Source organism: Protofrankia coriariae (genome assembly GCF_001017755.1).
In the GTDB taxonomy this organism is placed as follows: Bacteria; Actinomycetota; Actinomycetes; order Frankiales; family Frankiaceae; genus Protofrankia; species Protofrankia coriariae.
Window position 1 is genome coordinate 222,929 of sequence record NZ_JWIO01000001.1, and the last position, 20,259, is coordinate 243,187.

Consider the following 20,259-nt stretch of genomic DNA (forward strand, 5'->3'; position numbering starts at 1 on the left):
GGCGGGGCGCTGCCTCGCCCGCCGGAAATGTCCGCGATCAACGGGGTGCCCAGGACGTCGGCCGCGTCCCCGGCGTCGAGCGCCGTCGGGCGGCGCAGGTAGGCACCACAGAGCCCGGCCGCCGTCAGCAGCAGGCCGGCCAGGGCGCCGACGAGGGCGTTGCGCGCCAGCTTCGGAGTGACCTGGCCGAGCGACCGGGCGGGCTCGGCGAGGGTCACCGCGGCCGGCGCGCCAGCGGCCTGCGCCTGCGGGATCTGCCGGTTGAGCTCGGCGAGCTGTGCGTTGAGGGTGCCGACCTGAGCGGCCAGCGTCTCGCTGTCGGCGGTCCTCGGCAGCGCCGTCAGCCTCCGGAGGCCCTGGGTGATCTCGTCACGCAGCTCCGTCAGCGAACGGGCCGTACCGCCGCCGGCCGCCTGCTGCTGGGTGAGAAGCTGCTGGTAGGCGGCCTCGACGGCCTGGACAAGACCCACCGCCCGCTGCTCGGTGCCGTCCCTGCCGGTGATCGTGAAGAAGTCGCCCTGGTCGGACGCGGTGACCGTCAGCCGCTCGGCCACCTCCTCCCGCGACAGGCCCAGTTGCCTGGAGACCAGATCGAGCGCCACGGTGGAGCCGGCGAGCTGGGCCTGGGTCTGAACGATCCGGGCCGCGTCGAGATGATCACTGCCGGGCAGCGCCTGGGAGGCGCCCAGAAACACCCGGCCGGTCGCCTCGAAACGTTCGTCCTGCTGCTTGCTCACGGCCAGCGCGCAGGCGGTACCGACGACCGCCCCAAGGACGATCACCAGCCACCGGCGCCGGAGCAGCCGGAGCGGTGAGATTCTGGGCAGCGCGCGCTCGGCTTCCGCGCGCGGCCAAGCGGCCCGGGTCACCGGAACGTCCTCCTCGGGCCACGAGAAAATACAAGATCATGGGAAAGCGCGAAAAACTGAAGGACGCGGACGCCCCCGTACCACCCGTCCTGCGCGAACATTACAGCCCCCTGGATTCCTGAGACCTCCCGGACCTCCCAGATCGCTGGAACGGCGGACACCCCCGGGGAGTGAGAAACCCGATGGCCCCACCGTCCTCAAGCATTGAAAGTACACGGCACGTCCGCCACATGTTTCCGCGGTGGCGGAACCCGTTGAAGAAAGCGGTCGGTCACGCAAAGTAACAGAAGCGTGGAGGGTGCGGCGACACAACCGGCCGCGATGACACAACCGGCCCCGACAACAACAGCACCCAACGACGACGGTGTCCGACGACAACGGCCGACGACAACGACAGCCGGCGGCAGCGGCGTCCAACAACAGCGTTGGACGGCAGGCATCCGACAGCACATCTGACGGCACATCCGAGGCGACGGCGCCTGGCCGCGGAAACGTGGATCACCGGTCGGGGCCGGGACGGACGGCTCACCGCCGCGCGACAGCCTGATCTCGTAGCTCGGCATGCCGCGCTCGACATGCCGTTACAGCTCGACGCGCCATCACGGGACGCGCGGCCCACCGTCGTCCGCCTGACGCGGGCCTACATATGACCACAAAACAATAAAAACAATTAGCACACAACCGGCCGGGGAACCGGCACGATGAACTTGCCGCCCCTGCGGGCGAACGCCGCCTGCTGATCCATGATCTCGTCTCTGACGTTCCAGGCCAGCAGAAGCAGGTAGTGCGGCTGACGCTGGGTCAGCACGGCGGGGTCGAGGATCGGCGTGCGCGCGCCCGGGATGTACTTGCCCTGCTTGTCGACGTTGCGGTCGACGACGTACTGCACGAGATCGGTGGTGATACCGCTGGAGTTCAGCAGGGCGGCTCCTTTGGCCGCGGCGCCGTAGGCGGCCACGCTCCGCCCGTGCGCGCGCAGCTCGTGCAGGAGGGTGAGCAGCTCGGCCTGCGACTCGCGCACGTCGTCGGCGAAACTCGCGTACCGGTCGAAGGTGTCCAGGCCGGCGGCGCGCTCACGGTCGAGGCGCTCGCCCACCCCCGGGCCGGGTCTTTCGGCCCGGCTCAGTCGCCAGCGCAGAATGCCGCCGGGATGCTCGGAGAACTCCTCCACCTCCGTCAGATACAGACCGTGACGACGCATCAGTGCGTCCGCGGCGATGGTGGAGAAATAGCAGAAGCAGTCGTGGCGGACGGTGTCGAACCCGGTGTGGTCGAGCAGCGCTCCGACACCGGGATCATCCACTTCGACGATCCCGTCATCGGCGAGCAGAACGGACACGCCCTCGGCGAAGCCGTTCGGATCGGGGACGTGCGCCAGCACGTTGTCGACAATGATGACATCCGCGCGCAGCCCCTGGGCGGCCAGCGACCGGGCGAGCCCGGCGTCGAAGAACTCTGTGCGGGTCGGCACGCCGATCGCCCGGGCGACGGACGCGAGCCCGGGTGACGGCTCGATGCCGAGCACCGGGATTCCGCGTTCGACGAACGCCCGCAGCAGATGTCCGTCGCCGCTCGCGATCTCCACGACCAGGCTGTCGGAGCCGAGAGCACGACCGGCGATGAGTTCTCTGGCGCGCCTGTCGGCATTCCGGCGCGGTGTGTCGCCGGACGACGGGAAGGACCGGTAACCGGCGTCGAACATCTCCTCCGCCGGTAGGGCATGGGTGAGCTGGACCAGCGCGCAGGAGGCGCAGAAACCGACCTCCAGGGGAAAGACGGGCTCGGGCTCGGCGAGGTCGTCGGGGCACAGCAGCCGGTTGGCGATCGGTGTCCGCCCCAGGGAGAGGAACGGACGTGGCCGCGGGCCGCCACACGAGCGACAGGCTTCGACCGGGACGGCCGTCACCTGCGTACGGGCCAGTGGCTGACCGACGGACTCAACTGACATGCGATCCCCTACCTGCCTTTCGATCGGCACCTGGTTCTGATCGGCATCTGATCCTGATCGGCCCCGGGGTTCTGGTTGCCGGCGGATTTTCACCGATCGGCATGGCCCACCGGAACGTATCGGAATGACATGGCATACCGGAATGACACGGCGTACAGAGATGTGGCTCACAGGCGACATGGTCACAGGCGACGTGGTCACAGGCGATAACGCGGGACGGCCGCGTGAACAGGGCGGCACCCGTCACAGGAATTACCGGTCGAGAGGGCGACGCGCATCATCGAGCTGTCCCCTTCGGGCATGTCACGATCTGCTCGCGGCATGCTCAGAGAGCCATGATAGTGGCTCGTCCGAGGCTTTCGACGAGGCCAGTGGCTGTGATGAATCCGTCAGCCGCGGCGGCTGACGGCCAGGTGGACGGTACGTCGGAGAGCCGTCACGAACGCACCCGCCGGCCCGGCCGGTCCCAACAACCCGGCGACCTTCAGGTCCCGACAACCCGAGAGCCTTCAGAACGCCCGGCGCCCGCCGGTGCGCCGCGTCGTCCGTGCACCCGTGCACCCGTGCACCCGGAAAAAGATCGTGTCGGCTCGGATCGCCCGCCAGGTCAGCCCGGCCGCCGTCTTCGCGCCGTCCCTGTCAGGCGCGTACCAGGACCACCGGATTCTCGCCGAACTCGGCTGGCGGGCATTTCGCGGGACGCTGATCCTCGACTACGAGATCCGCAAAGTTCAAAAACCGCCGAGGATGCCGAAGAATCTCAGGACTGCGGCTTGGCGGGCGAGACGTGGAAGGTGTTCTGGGTGGCCTCCAGCCCCCTGTCCAGCAGCGACTCCACGGCGTCGGCCGCCCGGTCCACCAGAAACGGGAGCTCCTTGCGTTCAGGAGTCGAAAAGTCGCGCAGGACGAAGTCGGCCGGGTTCATCCGACCGGGTGGGCGTCCGATCCCGACCCGGACCCGCAGGTAGTCGCGCGACCCCAGCGCGGCGGTGACCGAACGCAGGCCGTTGTGCCCGTTGTCGCCGCCGCCGAGCTTGAGCCGGATCGTTCCGAACGGGATGTCCAGCTCGTCATGGACGACCACGATGTGCCCGATGTCGACCTTGAAGAAGGCGCGCAGGGCCTCGACGGGCGAGCCTGAGACGTTCATGAAGGAACGGGGTTTGGCGAGCAGCGCGCGGACGCCGACGAGGCGGGCCTCGGCGACGTCCGCGCGTCCCCGGTGCGTGCGGAAACGGTCCCCGACCCGCTCGGCCAGCAGGTCGAGAACCATGAATCCGATGTTGTGCCGGTTGCCGGCATACGTCGGGCCGGGATTGCCCAGCCCGACGACCAGCCACGGCCCGGTGGCCTGGGGCCCGGTCTCCGACGGAGTCATCGCGGTGTCATCCGGGCGGTGGTGTCATCCGGGTGGAAGAAACGCCGGTCAGGCCGAGGCGCCGGCCTGCGCCTGCTCGCCCTCGGCCCCACCGGTCGCTTCGGCACCGGCGAGGTCGGCGTCCACCTGGGCGGCGGTCGGCTTCGCCAGCCCCTGGACCACGATCTGCTCGGGATCGGTCTCCAGCACCGTGCCCGCCGGGATGACGAGCTGACCGGCGCTGATATTCGCGCCGGCCTTGAAACCGGTGACGTCGACCTCGATCGACCCGGGGATGTCGGTCGCGGCCGCCTGCAACGAGACGGATGTCAGCTGCTGGTCGACGAGGGTGTCGCTTTCGGCCGTCCCGACGACGGTCACCGGCACCTCGACCGTGACCCGCTCGCCCCGACGGATGATGACCAGGTCGACGTGTTCGAAACTGCCCTTGATCGGATGACGCTGGACGTCCTTGGGAAGGGCGAGCTGAGTCCCGTCGGAGAGCTCCAGGCGGAGCAGCACGTTCGTACCGGCATCAGTCTTGAACGCGTGCAGAAGGTCGTGAGCGCGCAGCGAGATGTGGCGGGGCGGCTGGCCGTGGCCGTACAGGACGGCCGGGACCTTGCCGGCCTTGCGGGTACGACGAGCCCCGCCCTTGCCGAACTCGGTGCGGGGCTCCGCGACGATGCGGACCTCGGACATGGCGGTACTCATCCTCCTACTGCGGATCTTCAATGGACATCGGCGCCGCCTGAACACAAGAAGCCGGCAGCGCCACGACGCGGTCTTTCAGGGTACCGGATGCATCATGAGCCGACGGATCCGCCCTACCGCCGGTGGAGAACCGTTGCCGCACAATGCGCCCATACGGCTGTATGCGCCCATACGGCTGTAACAGCCCGATGACGAAAGGCCACCTGGGAGGAGGCGCTACCGTCGAGGCGGACGGGGCTCCGGCACGATCCGGGCCTGTTCGACGTTACCCGAGGGAGCCGCCGTTCGGGCGCGGCCGCCACCCGGACGGCTGCCCCGGGGCGGAACCGTCGGAACCAGGAACCGTCGGGATCACCGGTGGGGCGCGAACATTATGAGGCCGACTCCGGCCAGGCAGACGAGCGCGCCGGCGATGTCGTAGCGGTCAGGCCGATAGCCGTCGGCGACAACGCCCCAGGCGAGGGAGCTGGCGACGAACACGCCGCCATAGGCGGCCAGTACACGCCCGAAGGCCGCCTCCTCCTGGAGCGTGGCGACGAAACCATAGACGCACAGGGACATCAGCCCGCCACAGACGAACGTGACGCCCCGATGCTCACGAATCCCCTGCCACACCAGCCAGGCCCCACCGATCTCGGCAAGCGCGGCCAGGACGAAAAGCAGCACCGTACGCAGGACGAGCACGGCCGGCGTCCGAACCAGTGACTAAACCAGTCGACGGTTCAACCGATGGGTCGGACGGATCGCGGGGTTGTCCATGGCGTCGCGACCGACAGTCACATGTCTGGTCACGCGTCGCCGCCGAAGAGCTCGGTCACCGAACCGTCCTCGAAGACCGCTCTGATGGCGGCGGCCAGCAACGGCGCGATCGACAGTTCGGTGATCTTGTCGATGCGGGCCTCGCTGGGCAGCGGGAGGGTGTTGGTGAGCACGACCTCGCTGATCTCGGAGTTCTTCAGACGGTCCACGGCCGGGCCGGAGAGCACACCGTGCGTCGCCGCGGCGATCACATCGGTCGCGCCGTGCTCGCGCAGCGACTCCGCGGCCTTGGTGATGGTGCCCGCAGTGTCGATCATGTCGTCGACGACGACGCAGGTGCGGCCCTCCACCTCGCCCACCACGTCGAACATCTTCACCTGGTTCGGGACGTCCCGGTCACGGCGCTTGTGGATGATCGCCAGTGGACAGCCGAGCCGGTCGGTCCAGCGTTCGGCCACCCGGACCCGGCCGGCGTCNNCCCGGACCCGGCCGGCGTCCGGGGCCACCACCGTGACCGCGGACGTGTCGAGCTTGGCCTCGATGTAGTCGGCGAGCAGCGGCAGCGCGAACAGATGGTCCACCGGGCCGTCGAAGAAGCCCTGGATCTGGGCGGTGTGCAGGTCCACCGACATCAGTCGGTGCGCGCCGGCGGTCTTGAACAGATCGGCGATCAGCCGGGCCGAGATCGGCTCCCGGCCGCGGTGCTTCTTGTCCTGCCGGGCGTAGGGGTAGAAGGGCGCGACCACGGTGACCCGCTTGGCGTTGGCGCGTTTCAGCGCGTCCACCATGATGAGCTGCTCCATGAGCCAGGTGTTCACCGGCGAGGAGTGACACTGCAGCACGAACGCGTCACATCCGCGTACGGATTTCTCGAACCGGACGAAGATCTCTCCGTTGGAGAATTCATACGCGTTGGTGGGCACCGGTTCGACATCGAGCTCCCGGGCAACCTCGGCCACCAGGTCAGGGTGCGCACGGCCACCGAAAAGCATCAGGTTACGCCGATTATCCGTCTGGTAGGCCATCAAAGGTTCTCCACCTTCGTCCCGCTCCGTCATGGTCGTTCTTCACAGCGTGGCAGGCTCTACGTACGGCGCCCGTTGTCGGAGATACCGACAACCGTGGCGGGGGCCGGCCCGGCGTGTCCAACGTGATCCGCCCTGTCCGGGTCACCGTCGCCACGTGCCTGTTCGACATACCCCCGCGCGGCAGCCGCGGCACGTGCCGCCGCAGTGCCCGGACGCCGTAGTTCGACCCATCCCTCGATCGTCCGCTGCCGGCCCTCCCTGACCGCGAGTGCGCCTGGCAGCACATCCTCGGTCACGATCGAACCAGCACCGGTGTACGCACCGTCGCCAACATTCACCGGCGCCACCAGCACGGTGTCACTTCCGATCTTGACATCCGCACCGATCACCGTACGGTGCTTGGCGACGCCGTCGTAGTTCGCCACGATCGTGCCACATCCGATGTTGCTGCGTGCGCCGATCACCGCGTCCCCGACATAGGCCAGGTGCGGCACCTTCGCCCCGTCGGCGATCTCCGCGGCCTTCGTCTCCACGAACGCGCCGAGCTTGACCCCGCGGCCGACACGGGTGCCCTGGCGCAGATGCGTGTAGGGGCCGACCGAGGCGTCCGAACCGATCACCGCGCCGACTGCGGTCGTCCGGCTCACCGTGGCCGCGGCACCCACCAGCGTGTCGGTGAGCGTGCAGTCCGGGCCGATCACCGCGCCGGACGCCACCCGGGTGCTGCCGTGCAGGAAGGTGTTCGGGAGCAGCGTCACGTCCGCCTCGACGGTCACGTCGGCGTCGATCCAGGTGGTGGCGGGATCCAGCACGGTGACGCCGGCCCGCATGGCCGCGGTTACCAGCCTGTCCCGCATGGCCGCCGCGGCGGCGGCCAGCTGGACCCGGTCGTTGACCCCGGCGGCCTCGCCGGGGTCGTCCAGCGGGTACGCCCGAACGGCCTGCCCGCCGTCGAAGAACGCGCCGACCACGTCGGTCAGGTACTCTTCGCCCTGGGCGTTGTCGACCGTCAGGGACGACAGCGCCGCCAGCAAGGGGCCGGCCGTGAACACGTACACGCCAGTGTTGATCTCCCGGACGGCGGCGGTGACGGCGTCGGCGTCCGCCTGCTCGACGATCGCGCGGATCCAGCCGGACGGATCCCGCAGCACCCGTCCGTAGCCGAAGGGGTCGGACGCCTCGGCGGTCAGCACCGTCGCCGCCGCCGGCTCGNCGTCGCCGCCGCCGGCTCGTGCGTATGCGCCGCGACCAGCGCCGACATCGTCGCGCCGGTCAGCAGCGGGGTGTCTCCCGGGACGACGACCACGAGATCGTCCGGGTGGATGCCACCCGCCGCTGACAGCGCGGTCCGAACGGCGTGGCCGGTGCCACGCTGGCTGGCCTGCACGACCGGGGTGACCTCGGGTACGCGGCCGGCCAGCGCCGCGATCACCTGCTCGCGCCCGTGCCCGACGACCACCAGTTGCTTCTCGGCCCCGAGCGGGGCGACCGCGGCGAGAACTTGATCTACAAGGGTGCGCCCAGCGACGCGATGAAGCACCTTGGGGGTCGCGGAGCGCATCCGCTTACCCTCACCCGCGGCAAGGACGACAACGGCCGCCAGACGTGGTTGGGTCACACGAGCTCCCCTGATCGTGGACATCAACTCGATGCGTGTCGAGCTTACCGGATTGCGACCAGCGGATATCCACGGCCAGGGGATATCGTGGACAATTCCGGCGGACTAAAATGATTTGTACGGACCGGCGTACCCGCCGATCCGACCCGGGGCTCCGCCGCCACGACTCGAACGTGGACTAGAAGAACCAAAATCTCCTGTGCTGCCAATTACACCACGGCGGACTGGGAAAATCTTTGGCAGTGTACCACTGCCAGCAAGCCAAAGACGGCATGATCATGATTTTTTCGGGCCTGGAGCACCCCGGTCCGCCTCGCCGTCACCGCGCGCAGCCGTCGCAGGCCGACCCCGCCAACCCTTCGTGACAACTACCGTACCCCGGCCGCAACCGCCCGGACCCGTGAAATTGTTTTTCTCCGATGTTCCCCGCCACGGGCACCACCTGTTACCGCCGCGAGCTACGGTGTCACAACGGAAACTATTGCGACGACGAAACCGGTGGACGGCACTGATGGACGGGGTTATGTCATGACCGCTACCGACACGGTGAACCCGACGGGCGCCACGGCCCCCGCTACCCGGGTGGACGCCTCCACCCGGCACACCGTGACGCCGAGATCCGCGCTGAAGGCACGAGGGGAACAGCTTACCCTCGCCATGGTCATCATCGTCCCGCTGGCGGCCCTCGCCGCCGCGGTACCGCTGCTGTGGGACCGGTGGATCAGCCCGCGCGACGTGATCCTCGCTGTCGTCATGTACGCGATCACCGGCCACGGGGTGACGGTCGGTTTCCACCGCTACTTCACCCACCGCGGTTTCAGGACCTCCAGGCCGATACGCATCGCGCTCGCCATCGCCGGCAGCATGGCGATCGAGGGCCCGGTCATCCGCTGGGTGGCCGACCACCGGCGCCACCACGCATTCAGCGACCGGGACGGCGACCCGCACTCGCCGTGGCGCTACGGCCCCGGCTTCCACGCCCTGACCAAGGGCCTGTGGCACGCCCACATCGGCTGGCTGTTCGACATCGAACAGACCGACCAGCGTAGATACGCCCCCGACCTGCTCGACGACACCGACATCGTCCGCGTCAGCCGCCTGTTCGGGCTCTGGGCGACGGTGAGCCTCGCGGCCCCGGCGCTGATCGGCGGCCTGTGGGGCGGCTCGTTCGAGGCGGCGGTGCAGGCGTTCTTCTGGGCGAGCCTGGTCCGGGTGTGCGTCCTGCACCACGTCACCTGGTCGACGAACAGCATCTGCCACGTCGCCGGCAAGCATCCGTACAGGTCGCGGGACCGCTCCGGCAACGTCTGGCCGCTGGCCATCCTGTCGATGGGCGAGTCCTGGCACAACCTGCACCACGCCGAGCCCACACTGGCCCGCCACGGCGTCAAGCCCTGGCAGGTGGACTCCAGCTTCTACCTGATCAAGCTGATGGAGACGCTGCACCTCGTCCACGACGTCCGCTGGCCCGACCCACAACGGCTGCGAGCAAAGCTCGTCCCCAGATAGTGCCTTGGGCACTATCTGGGGACCCCTGGCTCTTGGGCGGGCAGCACCCGTGGCTTGAGGATCACCTACCGGCGATCGTCAAGGGAAAGCACCCAGGCGCAGCACCACCGCACGACAACCTGGGAAGCCCAGCCCCCTGAGTCGGTGTCACCCACGGCCAGGCGATCACTGACCAACGGTCGCCGAGGGGCAACTCGCTCAGGTGGGGATGCACGGCGGCGCTCCGGACAGCTAGGCGTCCTCGAGGTCGGAGGCGAGGGAGAGCCAGGCGTCCTCGGTGCGGGACTTCTCGGCGACGACCTCGCGCAGTTCGGCGTCGAGGGCGAGCAGGCGCTGATGGTCGGTGGCGGCCTCGGCGAGCGCGGTGTGCAGCGCGCTCTCGCGGCGGGCCAGCCNGGGCCAGCCGCTCCAGGGCCCGTTCGAGCCGGGTCAGCTCCTTGCGCGCAAGCCGCGCCTGCCCGGCCGACAGCGAACCGCCGGTGTCGCCGGCAACGGCACCTGAGTCCGCGCCCGCTCCGGCGGCGGCGCCCACTCCGGGGACGGCAGCGACACCGGCAGTGCGGCCAGCGCCGGCGCGTCCGACAGGAGCTGTGCGCCCGGCTGCCCCGGTCTGGGTGGCGGCCTGCCGCCGGGAGAGGTACTCGTCCACCCCGCCGGGCAGCATGACGAGCGACCCGTCGCCGAACATGGCGAAGATCGTGTCGCAGGTCCGTTCCAGGAAGTAACGGTCGTGACTGACCGCGACAATCGTGCCCGGCCAGGAGTCCAGGACGTCCTCCAGCGCGGTCAGCGTGTCGGTGTCCAGGTCGTTGGTGGGCTCGTCCAGCAGCAGCACGTTCGGCCGTTGCATGAGCAGCCTCAGCAGCTGCAGCCGACGGCGCTCCCCGCCGGAGAGATCACCCACGCGCGTCCACTGCCGGGCCGAGGGCAGGCCGAACTGCTCCAGAAGCTGGCCGGCGGTCATCTCCCGGCCGCGGCCCACCTCCAGCACCCGGCCGGCCCGCTCCACCGCCTCCAGAGCGCGCAGGCCCGGGTTCAGCTCGTGGATCTCCTGGGAGAGCAGGGCGGAGCGCACGCTCCTACCAACCCGCACCTGGCCCGCGTCCGGGCTCACCTGCCCGGTCAGTAGACGCATCAGCGTCGTCTTGCCACTCCCGTTGGCCCCGACAAGCCCCACCCGGTCCCCCGGGCCCAGCCGCCAGGTCACATCCGTCAGCAGCGTGCGATCGCTGAGACGCAACGTGACGTCCTCGACGTCGTAGACGTCCTTGCCGAGGCGGGAGGCGGCGAAGCTGCGCAGGCCGAGGGTGTCACGGGCGGGTGGCTCGTCGGCGATCAGCGCGTTGGCCGCCTCGATCCGGAAACGCGGCTTGCTGGTGCGGGCCGGCGGGCCCCGGCGCAGCCAGGCCAGCTCCTTGCGCAGCAGGTTCTGCCGCCGTGCCTCGGTGGCGTCGGCCTGCCGCGCGCGCTCCGCCCGAGCGAGCACATACGCGGAGTAACCGCCGTCGTAGGCGTCCACCCGGCCGTCGACGACCTCCCAGACCCGTTCGCAGACCTCGTCGAGGAACCACCGGTCATGGGTGGCGACGAGCAGCCCGCCGCGCCACGACCGCAGGTGGGCGGCAAGCCAGGCCACCCCCTCGACATCAAGATGGTTGGTGGGCTCGTCCAGGACCAGCAGATCGATGTCGTCGACGAGCAGCGCGGCCAGCGCGACGCGCCGGCGCTCACCACCGGACGACCGTCCGACCACGGCGTCGAGACGGTCGAGCAGCCCCAGGCCGGCAAGCACCGACCGGCGCCGCGGATCCGCCGCCCAGACGTGATCGGGAACGTCGCCGACCACGGCCTGGCGCACGGTCGCGTCGGGTGCGAGCTGGTCGTCCTGAGCCAGCAGGCCGACCCGCACGGAACCGGCCCGCACGATCCGGCCCGCGTCCGCGGTGGCCTGGCCGGCGAGCAGCCGCAGCAGGGTGCTCTTGCCCGCCCCGTTGCGGCCGACCACCCCGATGCGCTCACCGGTTCCGATGCCCAGGCTCACCCCGTCCAGCAGGGTGCGGGTGCCGAAGGCGGCCACCACCGCCTCCATCGTCACCAGGACGCCGCTCATCCGACGGCCACCCAGCGCTCTGGTGGTCCGGGGCCGTCAGCAAGATTGCCCAGGAGAGCGACCCGGGCCGGCGCCGTTCGGGCCGGCGCCGGCTGGGCTGGCCAGTCCCGTTCGACGGTGACGCTCCCGCGCACGGTCATCCGGCGGAGCCACCCGGATCGACCACACGCGCGCCCGATACCGGGCCGTGCGCGTGACGTACCGCCCGGCACACACCCATCCCGGCCAGACTCGCCGCCAGGGCCACGCTCCGCTCCGCGTCCCGCGCCAGGAAGGCGCAGGTCGGCCCGGAACCACTGACGATGGCACCGACCGCCCCGAGCTCGACGCCGGTTTCCAGCACCAGGCGCAACGACGGGCGCAGCCGCAGCGCGGCCGGCTGCAGATCGTTCACCAGCGCCCGGCCCAGCTCGACCGGATCACCGGTACGCAACGCGGCCAGCACCGCGTCCGGCGGGGTCGGCTCGGTACGCAGGCGTCCCTGCGACAACCGGTCGAACTCGGCGTAGACCGACGCGGTGGACAGGCCACCGTCGGCCAGCGCGAACACCCAGTGGTACTCGCCGCGCCCCAGCACCGGCGTGAGCTGTTCGCCACGGCCGGTACCCAGCGCCGTCCCACCCGCGAGCGGGAACGGCACGTCGCTGCCGAGCCCGGCGGCGAGTTCGGAGAGCACCGACCTGTCCAGGCCGGTGCCCCACAGGGCGTCGAAGGCGACCAGCGAACCGGCCGCGTCAGCGCTGCCGCCGGCCATCCCGGCCGCGACCGGAATGCCTTTGGCCATGGTCATGTGGGCTGCCGCTCCCCGCACACCGGCACGGGCGGCAAGTACGTGAGCCGCGCGGACGGCCAGGTTGTCCACCCCGGTCGGGACCAGGGAGATCCGGGCTGCGGCCGCGCTCGCCACCGCGTCGCCAGGCGGCGAGGACGGCCCGGGCCGACCGGACGCCCCGGGCAGCGGGACGAGCGGAGCCGCCGGCCCGGCGGCTCCCTCGCCGGTGACCTCCACGGACACGGCGGGCTCCACGGCGTCCGGGTCGACCGCGGCGCCGTCGACCGCAGCCACCGTGATCTCGTCGTAGAGCGAGACGGCCTGCAGGATTGTGATGACCGTGTGGTAGCCGTCGTCGCGGCGTGCCCCGACACCGAGATGCAGGTTGACCTTGGCCGGCGTACGGACAGTCACCCGGCTGCCCGGAACGGGCGCGGACGGCCGGTCGGCGCCGGCGGCACCGGAAGGGTGCCGGTGAGACCGAGACAGCGGACTCTCCTTCGCTCCTGAGGCGTGTTCTGACACCGGGCACCAACGAACCTATCCGGCCGGTAAGAGGCGAGTACCCTCGCCACCGCCGGGTAAGACGATGCACACGAGCGGCTGGTCACGCCAGTGATCGGCCACGCCGGGCACGACCGGCCGGGCCGTCGTGGGACTCGTACCCGATTCCCACGAGACGGTTACCGGGAGCAGCCCGTAACGAACCGGGCCGCAACAGCGGGCCATGACGAACCGGTCGCGCCGGAGCACAAGACGAACCGGGCCACCCGCAACCCGACCACCTGCAACCAGATCACCCGCAAGGAGAGGCCTCAACAAGGGCGGAGGCACGCCATGAGCACGACGGCCGCTGAGAAGACCGCTGCCGCGACCCGCGAGTCGCCATCGGGCGACCGCACCGGGGTGTCGCAGCGGGCATCCACCGAACTGGTCACGAGCAAGGGGAAGACCTCGATCGCGGACTCGGTCGTCCGCAAGATCGCGGGCGTGGCAACCCGGGAGGTCGAAGGCGTCCACAACCTCGGTTCCGGCGGCGCCCGCGCGGTCGGCTCGCTGCGGCAGCGCATACCTGGCTCGTCCGGACGCAACGTGTCCCAGGGCGTGGGGGTCGAGGTCGGCGAACGCCAGGCCGCGATCGATCTCGACGTCGTCGTCGACTATGGCGTGTCAATCGTGGACCTGGCCCAGACGATCCGCAGCAACGTCGTCGGTTCCGTAGAGGGGATGACCGGCCTGGAGGTCACCGAGGTCAACATCGCCGTCGACGACGTCTTCATCCCCGCGGAGGACGAGGAACAGCCGACCCGGGTGCAGTAACGCCCGGAATCAGCGCCCGGAATCCCAGTCATGATCAACAATCGGATCGACGATCATCCACCTGGCCTGACACGGGGAACAGCCCCCGATGCCACCGGACACAACCGTCGCGCGACACCCGCCTGGCCTCTCGCGGGAAACAGCCCGCCGGGTGCGGGTGGAACAGGAGGACAGGGCGGAGCAGGTGGAGAAGGTGCGGTGGAGAGCATGGTCCACCTGGCTGTGTCCACACGACCGGCCGTGATCGCGGCCGCGGTCGCCCGCTGTCCGGCGGTGGCCGCGCTTTCCGCCGGAGCAACCGGCGACGTGGTCAGTTACCTTCCCGGCCGCCGGGTCGTCGGCGTCCGCAGGGCGCCGGGAGGCGTCGCCGTCCATGTCGTCGCGCGGTTCGGCCCCACCATGGCCGAGGTCGCCGGCCAGGTGCGCTCGGCGGTCACGACGGTGGCGCCGGAATGCGAGCGGATCGACATCGTAATCGACGATCTTGCACTCCCCCCCGGGACGAAACCCCCGCCCGCACCACCAGAAGTAACGCTCGACGAACAGGACGAAAGCGGATGAGGCACCAGGAACGGCGAACGCACAGAGCCGGTGGATTCTGATCAGAAACGGCACCTCCGGGCCGGGATCCAGCGGGCCGGAAAGCTGGCTTCCTCACCGGTCCAAACGGGCGCCGCTGCCCAGAATCCTGATTTCTCCGTAGTGGCGGAAAATTTGGTTGTCATACCGGAAAAATACATCTTCATACTTCGAGGGTCGACAGGGTGCGGGGTCCGGATATCCAGCCTCCCCTGACACCAGTGAAATTTGGCGAAATTTGGCGAGTTGAAACTCTACAACAGTGAACGGTAACGAAAGGGACGGCGAACATGGCCTCCGAGCACTGCCGGGCAACGCTCGACAGCGCCGCGCGCCGCGCCGAGATCCGCAGGTTCGTCCGCGAGAACCACCCGGATCGCGGCGGAGATCCTGACGTGTTCGCGTCGGGTCTGCAGGCTCTGCGCGCACAGCGGCCACCACGACCTGCCTGTGGTGAGGTGACGACGTACCACAAGCGGTCGGGCCTTGCGCTCGTCGTCGGCTGGATCCGGCGGCAGTCGGTCCGACGGCGGGCGGAGTCACACCGGCCCCCGCGGGTGTGTTAAGGCGATGACTACATACCCGCACCGGGTCTCCCGGCAACACGGCGCCTCCTGGCAACACGGCCGGCCGCCGAGCATGCCCAGGGCCGGCCCGAGGGCGGTGACCGCATACCTTCACCAGGTCTCCCGGCTCTCCACCGGGCCTCCCGGCGACACTGTGATCATTATGATGATGCCGCTGCCGTCGCCGCCGGGGCCACAACGGGCTGCTGCGCTATTTGAGATCGTCCGGGGCAAGCCAGATCGGGGCACCACCCGGACGGTCGAATATCTCGTCGACTTTGAAGATCTTCACTTGCGTGCGCGTACAGCCCAGGCGCGCATACGACCCGTTCGACGACAGGAGGCTTTCGATGCGGTCAGGCGCACTCGGTCTCATCACGGGACTGCTCTCAGGTCTTGCGCTCGCCATCGGCGACTTCAGCGACTTTCTGATCGTCCTGCTGCTCGGGGCGATCGGCCTCCTCGTCGGCAAGGTGGTGGACGGGGAGGTCGACCTCACCCGGTACCTCGGCGGCGACCGGCGGCGGGAACCACGGTGAACCCGCGATTCCCGACACCTGCCGTACCGGATCCGCCACCGGGCATCGGCGCCGTCCCGTCGGCGAATCCGCCACAGCGAGCAGGCCCGGTGCGGGGGACAGATCCACAGGCGGATCCAGCGGGGTGGGCGGATCCGGCGCGGCCGGCGATCTTGCGAGGAACCGGCGAACCCATCGGCACGCCCGGCGACCACGGTGGGGGCAGAGCCGACCCCGCCACCCGAGGAAGGCTGCTCATCACCGACCGGGTTGTCGAAAAGATCGCCGCCGAAGCCACGCGGGACATCGAACACGTCGGGGGTCTGCGCCGCGTTCTGCCCCGGCGGGCGTGGTCGGCCGGTGACGACCGCCCGCCCCGGGTGTCGGCCCGCGTCAGTCGGGGCACAGCCCGGATTTCCATGTCGTTGTCCGTTCGGTACCCTGCCCGAATCATGGAGATATGTGATGGAGTGCGAACACGGGTGACCCGGCAGGTAGCCGATCTCGCCGGTCTGCGGGTCACCCGTCTCGACATCGACGTGTCCGCCCTGGATCTTGGCTCGGCCCCGGGCGCTCGGGTGCGATAACTTACGAAAGGTCACCATTGTGCGCCTGACAAACCGGATTGTCGCGGCGCTGCTGGCAGCGCTCCTTGCCGCGGCCGGCGTGATCGCGATAGTCGAGATGGTGAGCGTGGCCCTGGACAAGAGGTACGCCGTCGTCGACTGGCAGTCGGCCGCGGGCGCCATGGCACGTAACACCTGGTCCGACACGGGCCCGACGGTTCTCGCCGTCATCGCGATCATAGCCGGGGCGCTGTTGCTCTTCCTGGGGCTGCGGCGTGGCCGGGCGGGGTGGCTCGTGTTACGGCCGGTCTCCACTGACACCCGCGGGTTCGTCTCCCGTTCCGCTCTCAGCCACGCGTTGAGCAGCGCCGTCGCGGAGGTCGACGGTGTGAGCCGGGCAAAGGTGCGTCTCCGGCGCCGCACCGCGACAGTCATGGTCGAGCTGTTCCCCGGAAGCAGTGCGGACACCTCCGCGCAGGTGCTCGAGCGGGTCCATGGCCACCTGGCATTCCGTGACCTGCTGTCGGTACCGAAGGTGAAGGCGAAGGCGTCCCATCGCCCCGCCCGCGACCGTAACGTCGTGCCGGAGCCGGCCCCGCCTCCCACAGCGTCTGCCACCCTGCCTCCCACGGCATCGGATGTGACCTCGGGTACGCCCACCGCTGTGTCGCCCGCCCCGGAAACCCCCACGGCGTCAGGTGGCCCCACGTCCGCGTCGTCCGCGTCGGTGGCAGAGGTCACCTTCGGTACGCCGACGCGACGCGAGCCGTATCCGGTGGGTCTGGACCTGACCAAGCCCGACCTGGCGAGCGGCCAGCCCGACCCGGCAAGCGGCCGGGAGGAGGAGCAATGAGCGGAACCGCCACATCGGTCAGTGACGACCAACGGGCCGACAGCCCGATCCCTCGGCTGGGAGCGCTGACGGAGCCGGGCGAGGTGGAGAACGTGGATGGCGGCGAGGGACCGGTACGGCCTGGCCCGTCCCGGTCGCACCGGCGTCCGGTCACCCACAGGGTCGACCGGTTCAACCGGGTAATGCTCACCCTGCTGGGGCTGACGCTGCTGGGCGCAGGAGTGGTCATCCTGCTTGCCGGTAACGGTGTGTTCGGGACGGAGACCGCCGACCGTCCGACGCTCACCCCGGGCAACCGCTCCTTCGCCGGCAGCCACGGCTGGTTCTGGCCGGTGGTGGGGGCGGCCACAGCCCTGATCGTACTGCTGGCGCTGGTCTGGCTGTCGGCACAGTTCTCCTCGGGCCGGCTGTCCGCGCTGCACGTGAGGGACGACAGGTTCGGGCGTGTCCGGGTGGACGGGCAGGCCTTCGCCGCAGCGGTAGGGAACGAGCTGGCCGGCACGGACGGCGTCCAGCAGGTGCGGACGCGGCTGCTGGGCAACGAGGGGCACCCGCTGCTGCAGGCGATCGTGACCGTGCGCCCCGACGCGGACATCCATCGGGTCCGTTCCGCCATCGAAGAGGTTGCGCTGCCGCACGCCCGTGGGGCTGTGGCACGCCCGCACCTTGCCGTCGAGCTCAGGCTCGTCCCGGACGTGCACCACGACAACCGCGTGCGCTGAGCGCATCCGGAGATCCGCCCGCCCGGGACGGGTAGCGCTCTACGGTGGCGGCCTGCCCGTTCAGGTATGACCTGCCCGTTCAGGCATGAGGAGCCGCCCACCCGGGACGGACAACGGACAACGGACAAGATCGACGCATGTTTGTCGTCGGGTACGCCCACCGGGCTGAAAGCTGAAAAACGTACCCGACGACAAACACGCCTGGATCAGGCTCCGCACGAATGATCGCGGATGGCGTCCACGCCACCGGTGCGTCGGTCAGAGCAGGCCCGCCGTCATTCGGGCTCGGAGCTGGGATCGAGGCGGGCGATGGCGAGGCGGGTGAAGGCGGCCACGTCCAGGATCTCGCCTCTGGCGGACGGGTCGATGCCCGCGGCCAGCGCGAGACGCTCGGCCTGGTCCGCCGACCCCGCCCAGCCCGACAGCGCCGCCCGCAGCGTCTTGCGGCGCTGCGCGAAGGCCGCGTCCACCACGGCGAAAACGGCCCGGCGCAACCGCGGCGACCCTTGCCGATCATGACGGGTGAACGCCACCAGGGACGAGTCGACGTTCGGCTGCGGCCAGAACACCGCCCGCGGCACCGGACCTGCCGGACGCGCCGACGCGTACCAGGCCATCTTCACGCTCGGCACGCCGTACACCCGCCCACCTGGCGACGCGGTCAGCCGGTCGGCGACCTCCGCCTGCACCATGACCAGCCCGCGCCTGACCGACGGAAAGCGTTCAAGTACGCCGAGCAGCAGCGGGACAGCCACGTTGTAGGGCAGGTTCGCGGCAAGGACACTCGGCGGGTCGCCGGAGATGTCCGCGGGCTCCAGGCGCAGCCCGTCCGCCGCCAGCACGGTCAGGCGGGCCGCAACCGCTGGTCCGAGCCGCGCCGTGACGGTCGCCGGCAGTGCCGTGGCCAGCGCCTCGTCCAGTTCGACCGCGACAACCCGGCGGGCGGCCGGCAGCAGCCCGAGGGTCAGCGAGCCCAGCCCGGGACCGATCTCCAGGACGGTCTCGTCCGGCTCGACACCTGCCAGGCGTACCAGCCGACGGACGGTGTTGGGGTCGACGAGAAAGTTCTGACCACGGCGCTTGGTCGGCCGTATGCCGACAGCGGCGCTGATCGACCGTACGTCCGCCGGCGTGAGCAGACCATCGGGCAGCCCCGAACCAGACGATGACCCGCCGGACGACGACTGGCTGGAAGAGTCAGGGTCGGGAGGCGGCGGATCGGAAAGGCCTGAACCGGACGACAGCGGAGCTGAAGAACCCGCGCTGGAAGGATCCGTACCGGAAGAATCCGTACCAGAAAACAGCCGACCGGAAGAGCCCAGAGCAGAAGGCGGCAGAGTGGGAGTGCCCATATCGGACGACGGGGAGACGGGAGTACCCGGGTCGGGGGCTACCAGGGCCCGAACATTCGTTCGGAGGTGGCGGCGATCGCCGACGCCAGGGCGTCGACGTCCTCCCCGCGAGCAGCGGCCAGCACACGCAGCGTCAGCGGTATCAGATATGGGCCGTTCGGCCGGCCCCGCCACGGCACGGGAGTGAGGAAGGGGGCGTCCGTCTCGACCAGGAGCAGGTCACGGGGCGCAACGGCGGCAGCGTCCCGCAGACGTTGCGCGTTGTTGAACGTCACATTCCCGGCGAAGGACATCACATAGCCGGCGTCGGCGCAGACCTTCGCCATGGCCTCGTCTCCGGAGAAGGCGTGGAAAACCACTCGTTCGGGCGCGCCTTCCTCGGAGAGGATACGCAGTGTGTCCTCGTGCGCCTCCCTGTCATGGATCATGAGAGTGCGGTCGGCCTGCTTGGCGATCGCGATGTGGCGGCGGAAGCTGTCCTGCTGAGCGGTGTGCCGCTCCGGTGGCGTGCGGTAGTAGTCCAGGCCGGTCTCCCCGACCGCCCGTACCTTCGGCGCCGCGGCCAGTTCGGCGATCTCGGTGAACGTCTCCTCGTTCACGCCGCTGGCAGCCTCGTTCGGGTGGATCGCGACAGCGGCGTAGACGTCGGGATGCCCGGCCGCGACCTGCGCCTGCCAACGGCTGGTCGGCAGGTCGACTCCCACCGTCACCAGCCGTCGGACACCGACGGCCTGTGCCGCCGCGACGGCCGCTGCCACATCCCCACCCATGATGTCGAGGTGGCAGTGGCTGTCGATCACCTCCGCCTCCACCGACAACGGCGGCGGCGCGGGCGGAGGGTCGCCACGGCGTCCACCGTCGCGTGCCATCTACCGCTCACCCACCTTTCTTCCGTCTCGTCCCGCCGGTGACGCGGGACGTGTCGACCAAGGCGCTCCCCGTTGACAGGGAACGCCCCGGGCGGAAGCGCTCCGTCGGACCGATCCTACGGAACCGCGGAAAGCCGGCGGCAGACGAGCGATCCAAGCCCGGATGCCCGCCCGTCCACCCGCCGCGTCCACGGCCGAGGCGCCGGAACAAGCCACTCCCATGGCGGGGG

19 protein-coding genes, 1 tRNA gene and 1 pseudogene are annotated in these 20,259 nt (G+C 69.8%); 8 read left to right on the top strand and 13 right to left on the bottom strand.

Features of this window, described 5'->3' with window-relative positions; all coding sequences use genetic code 11:
- Nucleotides 1-1,539: 1,539 nt before the first annotated feature.
- From FrCorBMG51_RS00935 to FrCorBMG51_RS00965, 8 genes are all read right to left on the bottom strand, one after another.
- The gene (locus FrCorBMG51_RS00935) at nt 1,540-2,817 is read right to left on the bottom strand and encodes a class I SAM-dependent methyltransferase (protein WP_047221236.1); all 1,278 of its coding nucleotides are present in this window, start codon (nt 2,815-2,817) and stop codon (nt 1,540-1,542) included.
- 760 nt (nt 2,818-3,577) lie between these two features.
- On the bottom strand, nt 3,578-4,195 hold the full coding sequence (gene pth, locus FrCorBMG51_RS00940) for an aminoacyl-tRNA hydrolase (protein ID WP_047221237.1): 618 nt from the start codon (nt 4,193-4,195) through the stop codon (nt 3,578-3,580).
- Nucleotides 4,196-4,243: 48 nt separating this feature from the next.
- Nucleotides 4,244-4,876, bottom strand: coding sequence for a 50S ribosomal protein L25/general stress protein Ctc (locus FrCorBMG51_RS00945; RefSeq protein WP_047221293.1), 633 nt, complete (start codon nt 4,874-4,876; stop codon nt 4,244-4,246).
- A 363-nt stretch (nt 4,877-5,239) separates the two neighbouring features.
- Nucleotides 5,240-5,572, bottom strand: coding sequence for a YnfA family protein (locus FrCorBMG51_RS00950; RefSeq protein WP_047221238.1), 333 nt, complete (start codon nt 5,570-5,572; stop codon nt 5,240-5,242).
- 104 nt (nt 5,573-5,676) lie between these two features.
- Complete coding sequence (locus tag FrCorBMG51_RS00955; protein WP_047221239.1) at nt 5,677-6,672, bottom strand: ribose-phosphate diphosphokinase; 996 nt, start codon at nt 6,670-6,672, stop codon at nt 5,677-5,679.
- A gap of 59 nt (nt 6,673-6,731) precedes the next feature.
- The gene (gene glmU / locus FrCorBMG51_RS00960) at nt 6,732-7,868 is read right to left on the bottom strand and encodes a bifunctional UDP-N-acetylglucosamine diphosphorylase/glucosamine-1-phosphate N-acetyltransferase GlmU (RefSeq protein ID WP_338052658.1); all 1,137 of its coding nucleotides are present in this window, start codon (nt 7,866-7,868) and stop codon (nt 6,732-6,734) included.
- Nucleotides 7,862-8,317 carry an NTP transferase domain-containing protein gene (locus FrCorBMG51_RS34345; RefSeq protein ID WP_476742077.1) on the bottom strand — a complete coding sequence of 152 codons (456 nt, stop codon included), beginning with the start codon at nt 8,315-8,317 and terminating at the stop codon, nt 7,862-7,864. The genes glmU and FrCorBMG51_RS34345 overlap by 7 nt, the downstream gene beginning before the upstream one ends.
- Before the next feature lie 128 nt (nt 8,318-8,445).
- Nucleotides 8,446-8,517: transfer RNA gene (locus FrCorBMG51_RS00965), tRNA-Gln, on the bottom strand.
- Nucleotides 8,518-8,821: 304 nt separating this feature from the next.
- On the opposite strand from FrCorBMG51_RS00965, the gene FrCorBMG51_RS00970 reads away from it, so the two are divergent.
- Nucleotides 8,822-9,802 (top strand): acyl-CoA desaturase, encoded by a 981-nt coding sequence (locus FrCorBMG51_RS00970; RefSeq protein ID WP_047221240.1) that lies wholly within the window; start codon nt 8,822-8,824, stop codon nt 9,800-9,802.
- Between the two features lie 61 nt (nt 9,803-9,863).
- On the opposite strand, the gene FrCorBMG51_RS00975 is transcribed toward FrCorBMG51_RS00970, so the two are convergent.
- The 3 genes and pseudogenes from FrCorBMG51_RS00975 to FrCorBMG51_RS00980 form a co-directional block, all read right to left on the bottom strand.
- Entirely contained in the window at nt 9,864-11,438 is a 1,575-nt protein-coding gene (locus FrCorBMG51_RS00975; RefSeq protein ID WP_420848553.1) for an ABC-F family ATP-binding cassette domain-containing protein, read from the bottom strand.
- Between the two features lie 2 nt (nt 11,439-11,440).
- Nucleotides 11,441-11,912 (bottom strand): annotated as a pseudogene (locus FrCorBMG51_RS33370) (ATP-binding cassette domain-containing protein); the annotation flags it as partial.
- 136 nt (nt 11,913-12,048) lie between these two features.
- The gene (locus FrCorBMG51_RS00980; protein ID WP_047221241.1) at nt 12,049-13,098 is read right to left on the bottom strand and encodes a 4-(cytidine 5'-diphospho)-2-C-methyl-D-erythritol kinase; all 1,050 of its coding nucleotides are present in this window, start codon (nt 13,096-13,098) and stop codon (nt 12,049-12,051) included.
- 423 nt (nt 13,099-13,521) lie between these two features.
- Between FrCorBMG51_RS00980 and FrCorBMG51_RS00985 the strand changes: the two genes are divergently transcribed.
- From FrCorBMG51_RS00985 to FrCorBMG51_RS01015, 7 genes are all read left to right on the top strand, one after another.
- A complete protein-coding gene (locus FrCorBMG51_RS00985; protein ID WP_047221242.1) occupies nt 13,522-14,004 on the top strand; it encodes an Asp23/Gls24 family envelope stress response protein in 483 nt (160 codons plus the stop codon).
- A gap of 207 nt (nt 14,005-14,211) precedes the next feature.
- Nucleotides 14,212-14,565, top strand: coding sequence for a hypothetical protein (locus FrCorBMG51_RS00990; protein WP_047221294.1), 354 nt, complete (start codon nt 14,212-14,214; stop codon nt 14,563-14,565).
- 308 nt (nt 14,566-14,873) lie between these two features.
- The gene (locus FrCorBMG51_RS30265; protein WP_047221243.1) at nt 14,874-15,149 is read left to right on the top strand and encodes a hypothetical protein; all 276 of its coding nucleotides are present in this window, start codon (nt 14,874-14,876) and stop codon (nt 15,147-15,149) included.
- Nucleotides 15,150-15,499: 350 nt separating this feature from the next.
- Nucleotides 15,500-15,688: a hypothetical protein gene (locus tag FrCorBMG51_RS01000; RefSeq protein WP_047221295.1), complete on the top strand. Its 189-nt coding sequence runs from the start codon at nt 15,500-15,502 to the stop codon at nt 15,686-15,688.
- An 89-nt stretch (nt 15,689-15,777) separates the two neighbouring features.
- The gene (locus tag FrCorBMG51_RS01005) at nt 15,778-16,254 is read left to right on the top strand and encodes an Asp23/Gls24 family envelope stress response protein (RefSeq protein ID WP_052914194.1); all 477 of its coding nucleotides are present in this window, start codon (nt 15,778-15,780) and stop codon (nt 16,252-16,254) included.
- A gap of 19 nt (nt 16,255-16,273) precedes the next feature.
- The gene (locus FrCorBMG51_RS24510) at nt 16,274-17,086 is read left to right on the top strand and encodes a DUF6286 domain-containing protein (protein ID WP_052914195.1); all 813 of its coding nucleotides are present in this window, start codon (nt 16,274-16,276) and stop codon (nt 17,084-17,086) included.
- Nucleotides 17,083-17,808, top strand: coding sequence for an Asp23/Gls24 family envelope stress response protein (locus tag FrCorBMG51_RS01015; protein ID WP_052914196.1), 726 nt, complete (start codon nt 17,083-17,085; stop codon nt 17,806-17,808). Before FrCorBMG51_RS24510 ends, FrCorBMG51_RS01015 begins: the two co-directional genes overlap by 4 nt.
- Before the next feature lie 275 nt (nt 17,809-18,083).
- Here FrCorBMG51_RS01015 and rsmA read toward each other — a convergent pair whose 3' ends face one another.
- Both rsmA and FrCorBMG51_RS01025 read right to left on the bottom strand, forming a co-directional pair.
- The gene (gene rsmA, locus FrCorBMG51_RS01020; RefSeq protein WP_371389761.1) at nt 18,084-19,160 is read right to left on the bottom strand and encodes a 16S rRNA (adenine(1518)-N(6)/adenine(1519)-N(6))-dimethyltransferase RsmA; all 1,077 of its coding nucleotides are present in this window, start codon (nt 19,158-19,160) and stop codon (nt 18,084-18,086) included.
- Between the two features lie 38 nt (nt 19,161-19,198).
- A complete protein-coding gene (locus FrCorBMG51_RS01025; protein ID WP_047221244.1) occupies nt 19,199-20,029 on the bottom strand; it encodes a TatD family hydrolase in 831 nt (276 codons plus the stop codon).
- Nucleotides 20,030-20,259: the final 230 nt, after the last annotated feature.

What these genes read in the sequence shown, in the direction of transcription:
- FrCorBMG51_RS00935 (WP_047221236.1), bottom strand. Translation starts at nt 2,817, where the DNA reads ATGTCAGTTGAGTCCGTCGGTCAGCCACTGGCCCGTACGCAGGTGACG.
- pth (WP_047221237.1), bottom strand. Translation starts at nt 4,195, where the DNA reads ATGACTCCGTCGGAGACCGGGCCCCAGGCCACCGGGCCGTGGCTGGTC.
- FrCorBMG51_RS00945 (WP_047221293.1), bottom strand. Translation starts at nt 4,876, where the DNA reads ATGTCCGAGGTCCGCATCGTCGCGGAGCCCCGCACCGAGTTCGGCAAG.
- FrCorBMG51_RS00970 (WP_047221240.1), top strand. Translation starts at nt 8,822, where the DNA reads ATGACCGCTACCGACACGGTGAACCCGACGGGCGCCACGGCCCCCGCT.
- FrCorBMG51_RS00985 (WP_047221242.1), top strand. Translation starts at nt 13,522, where the DNA reads ATGAGCACGACGGCCGCTGAGAAGACCGCTGCCGCGACCCGCGAGTCG.
- FrCorBMG51_RS00990 (WP_047221294.1), top strand. Translation starts at nt 14,212, where the DNA reads ATGGTCCACCTGGCTGTGTCCACACGACCGGCCGTGATCGCGGCCGCG.
- FrCorBMG51_RS30265 (WP_047221243.1), top strand. Translation starts at nt 14,874, where the DNA reads ATGGCCTCCGAGCACTGCCGGGCAACGCTCGACAGCGCCGCGCGCCGC.
- FrCorBMG51_RS01000 (WP_047221295.1), top strand. Translation starts at nt 15,500, where the DNA reads ATGCGGTCAGGCGCACTCGGTCTCATCACGGGACTGCTCTCAGGTCTT.
- FrCorBMG51_RS01015 (WP_052914196.1), top strand. Translation starts at nt 17,083, where the DNA reads ATGAGCGGAACCGCCACATCGGTCAGTGACGACCAACGGGCCGACAGC.
- rsmA (WP_371389761.1), bottom strand. Translation starts at nt 19,160, where the DNA reads ATGGGCACTCCCACTCTGCCGCCTTCTGCTCTGGGCTCTTCCGGTCGG.
- FrCorBMG51_RS01025 (WP_047221244.1), bottom strand. Translation starts at nt 20,029, where the DNA reads ATGGCACGCGACGGTGGACGCCGTGGCGACCCTCCGCCCGCGCCGCCG.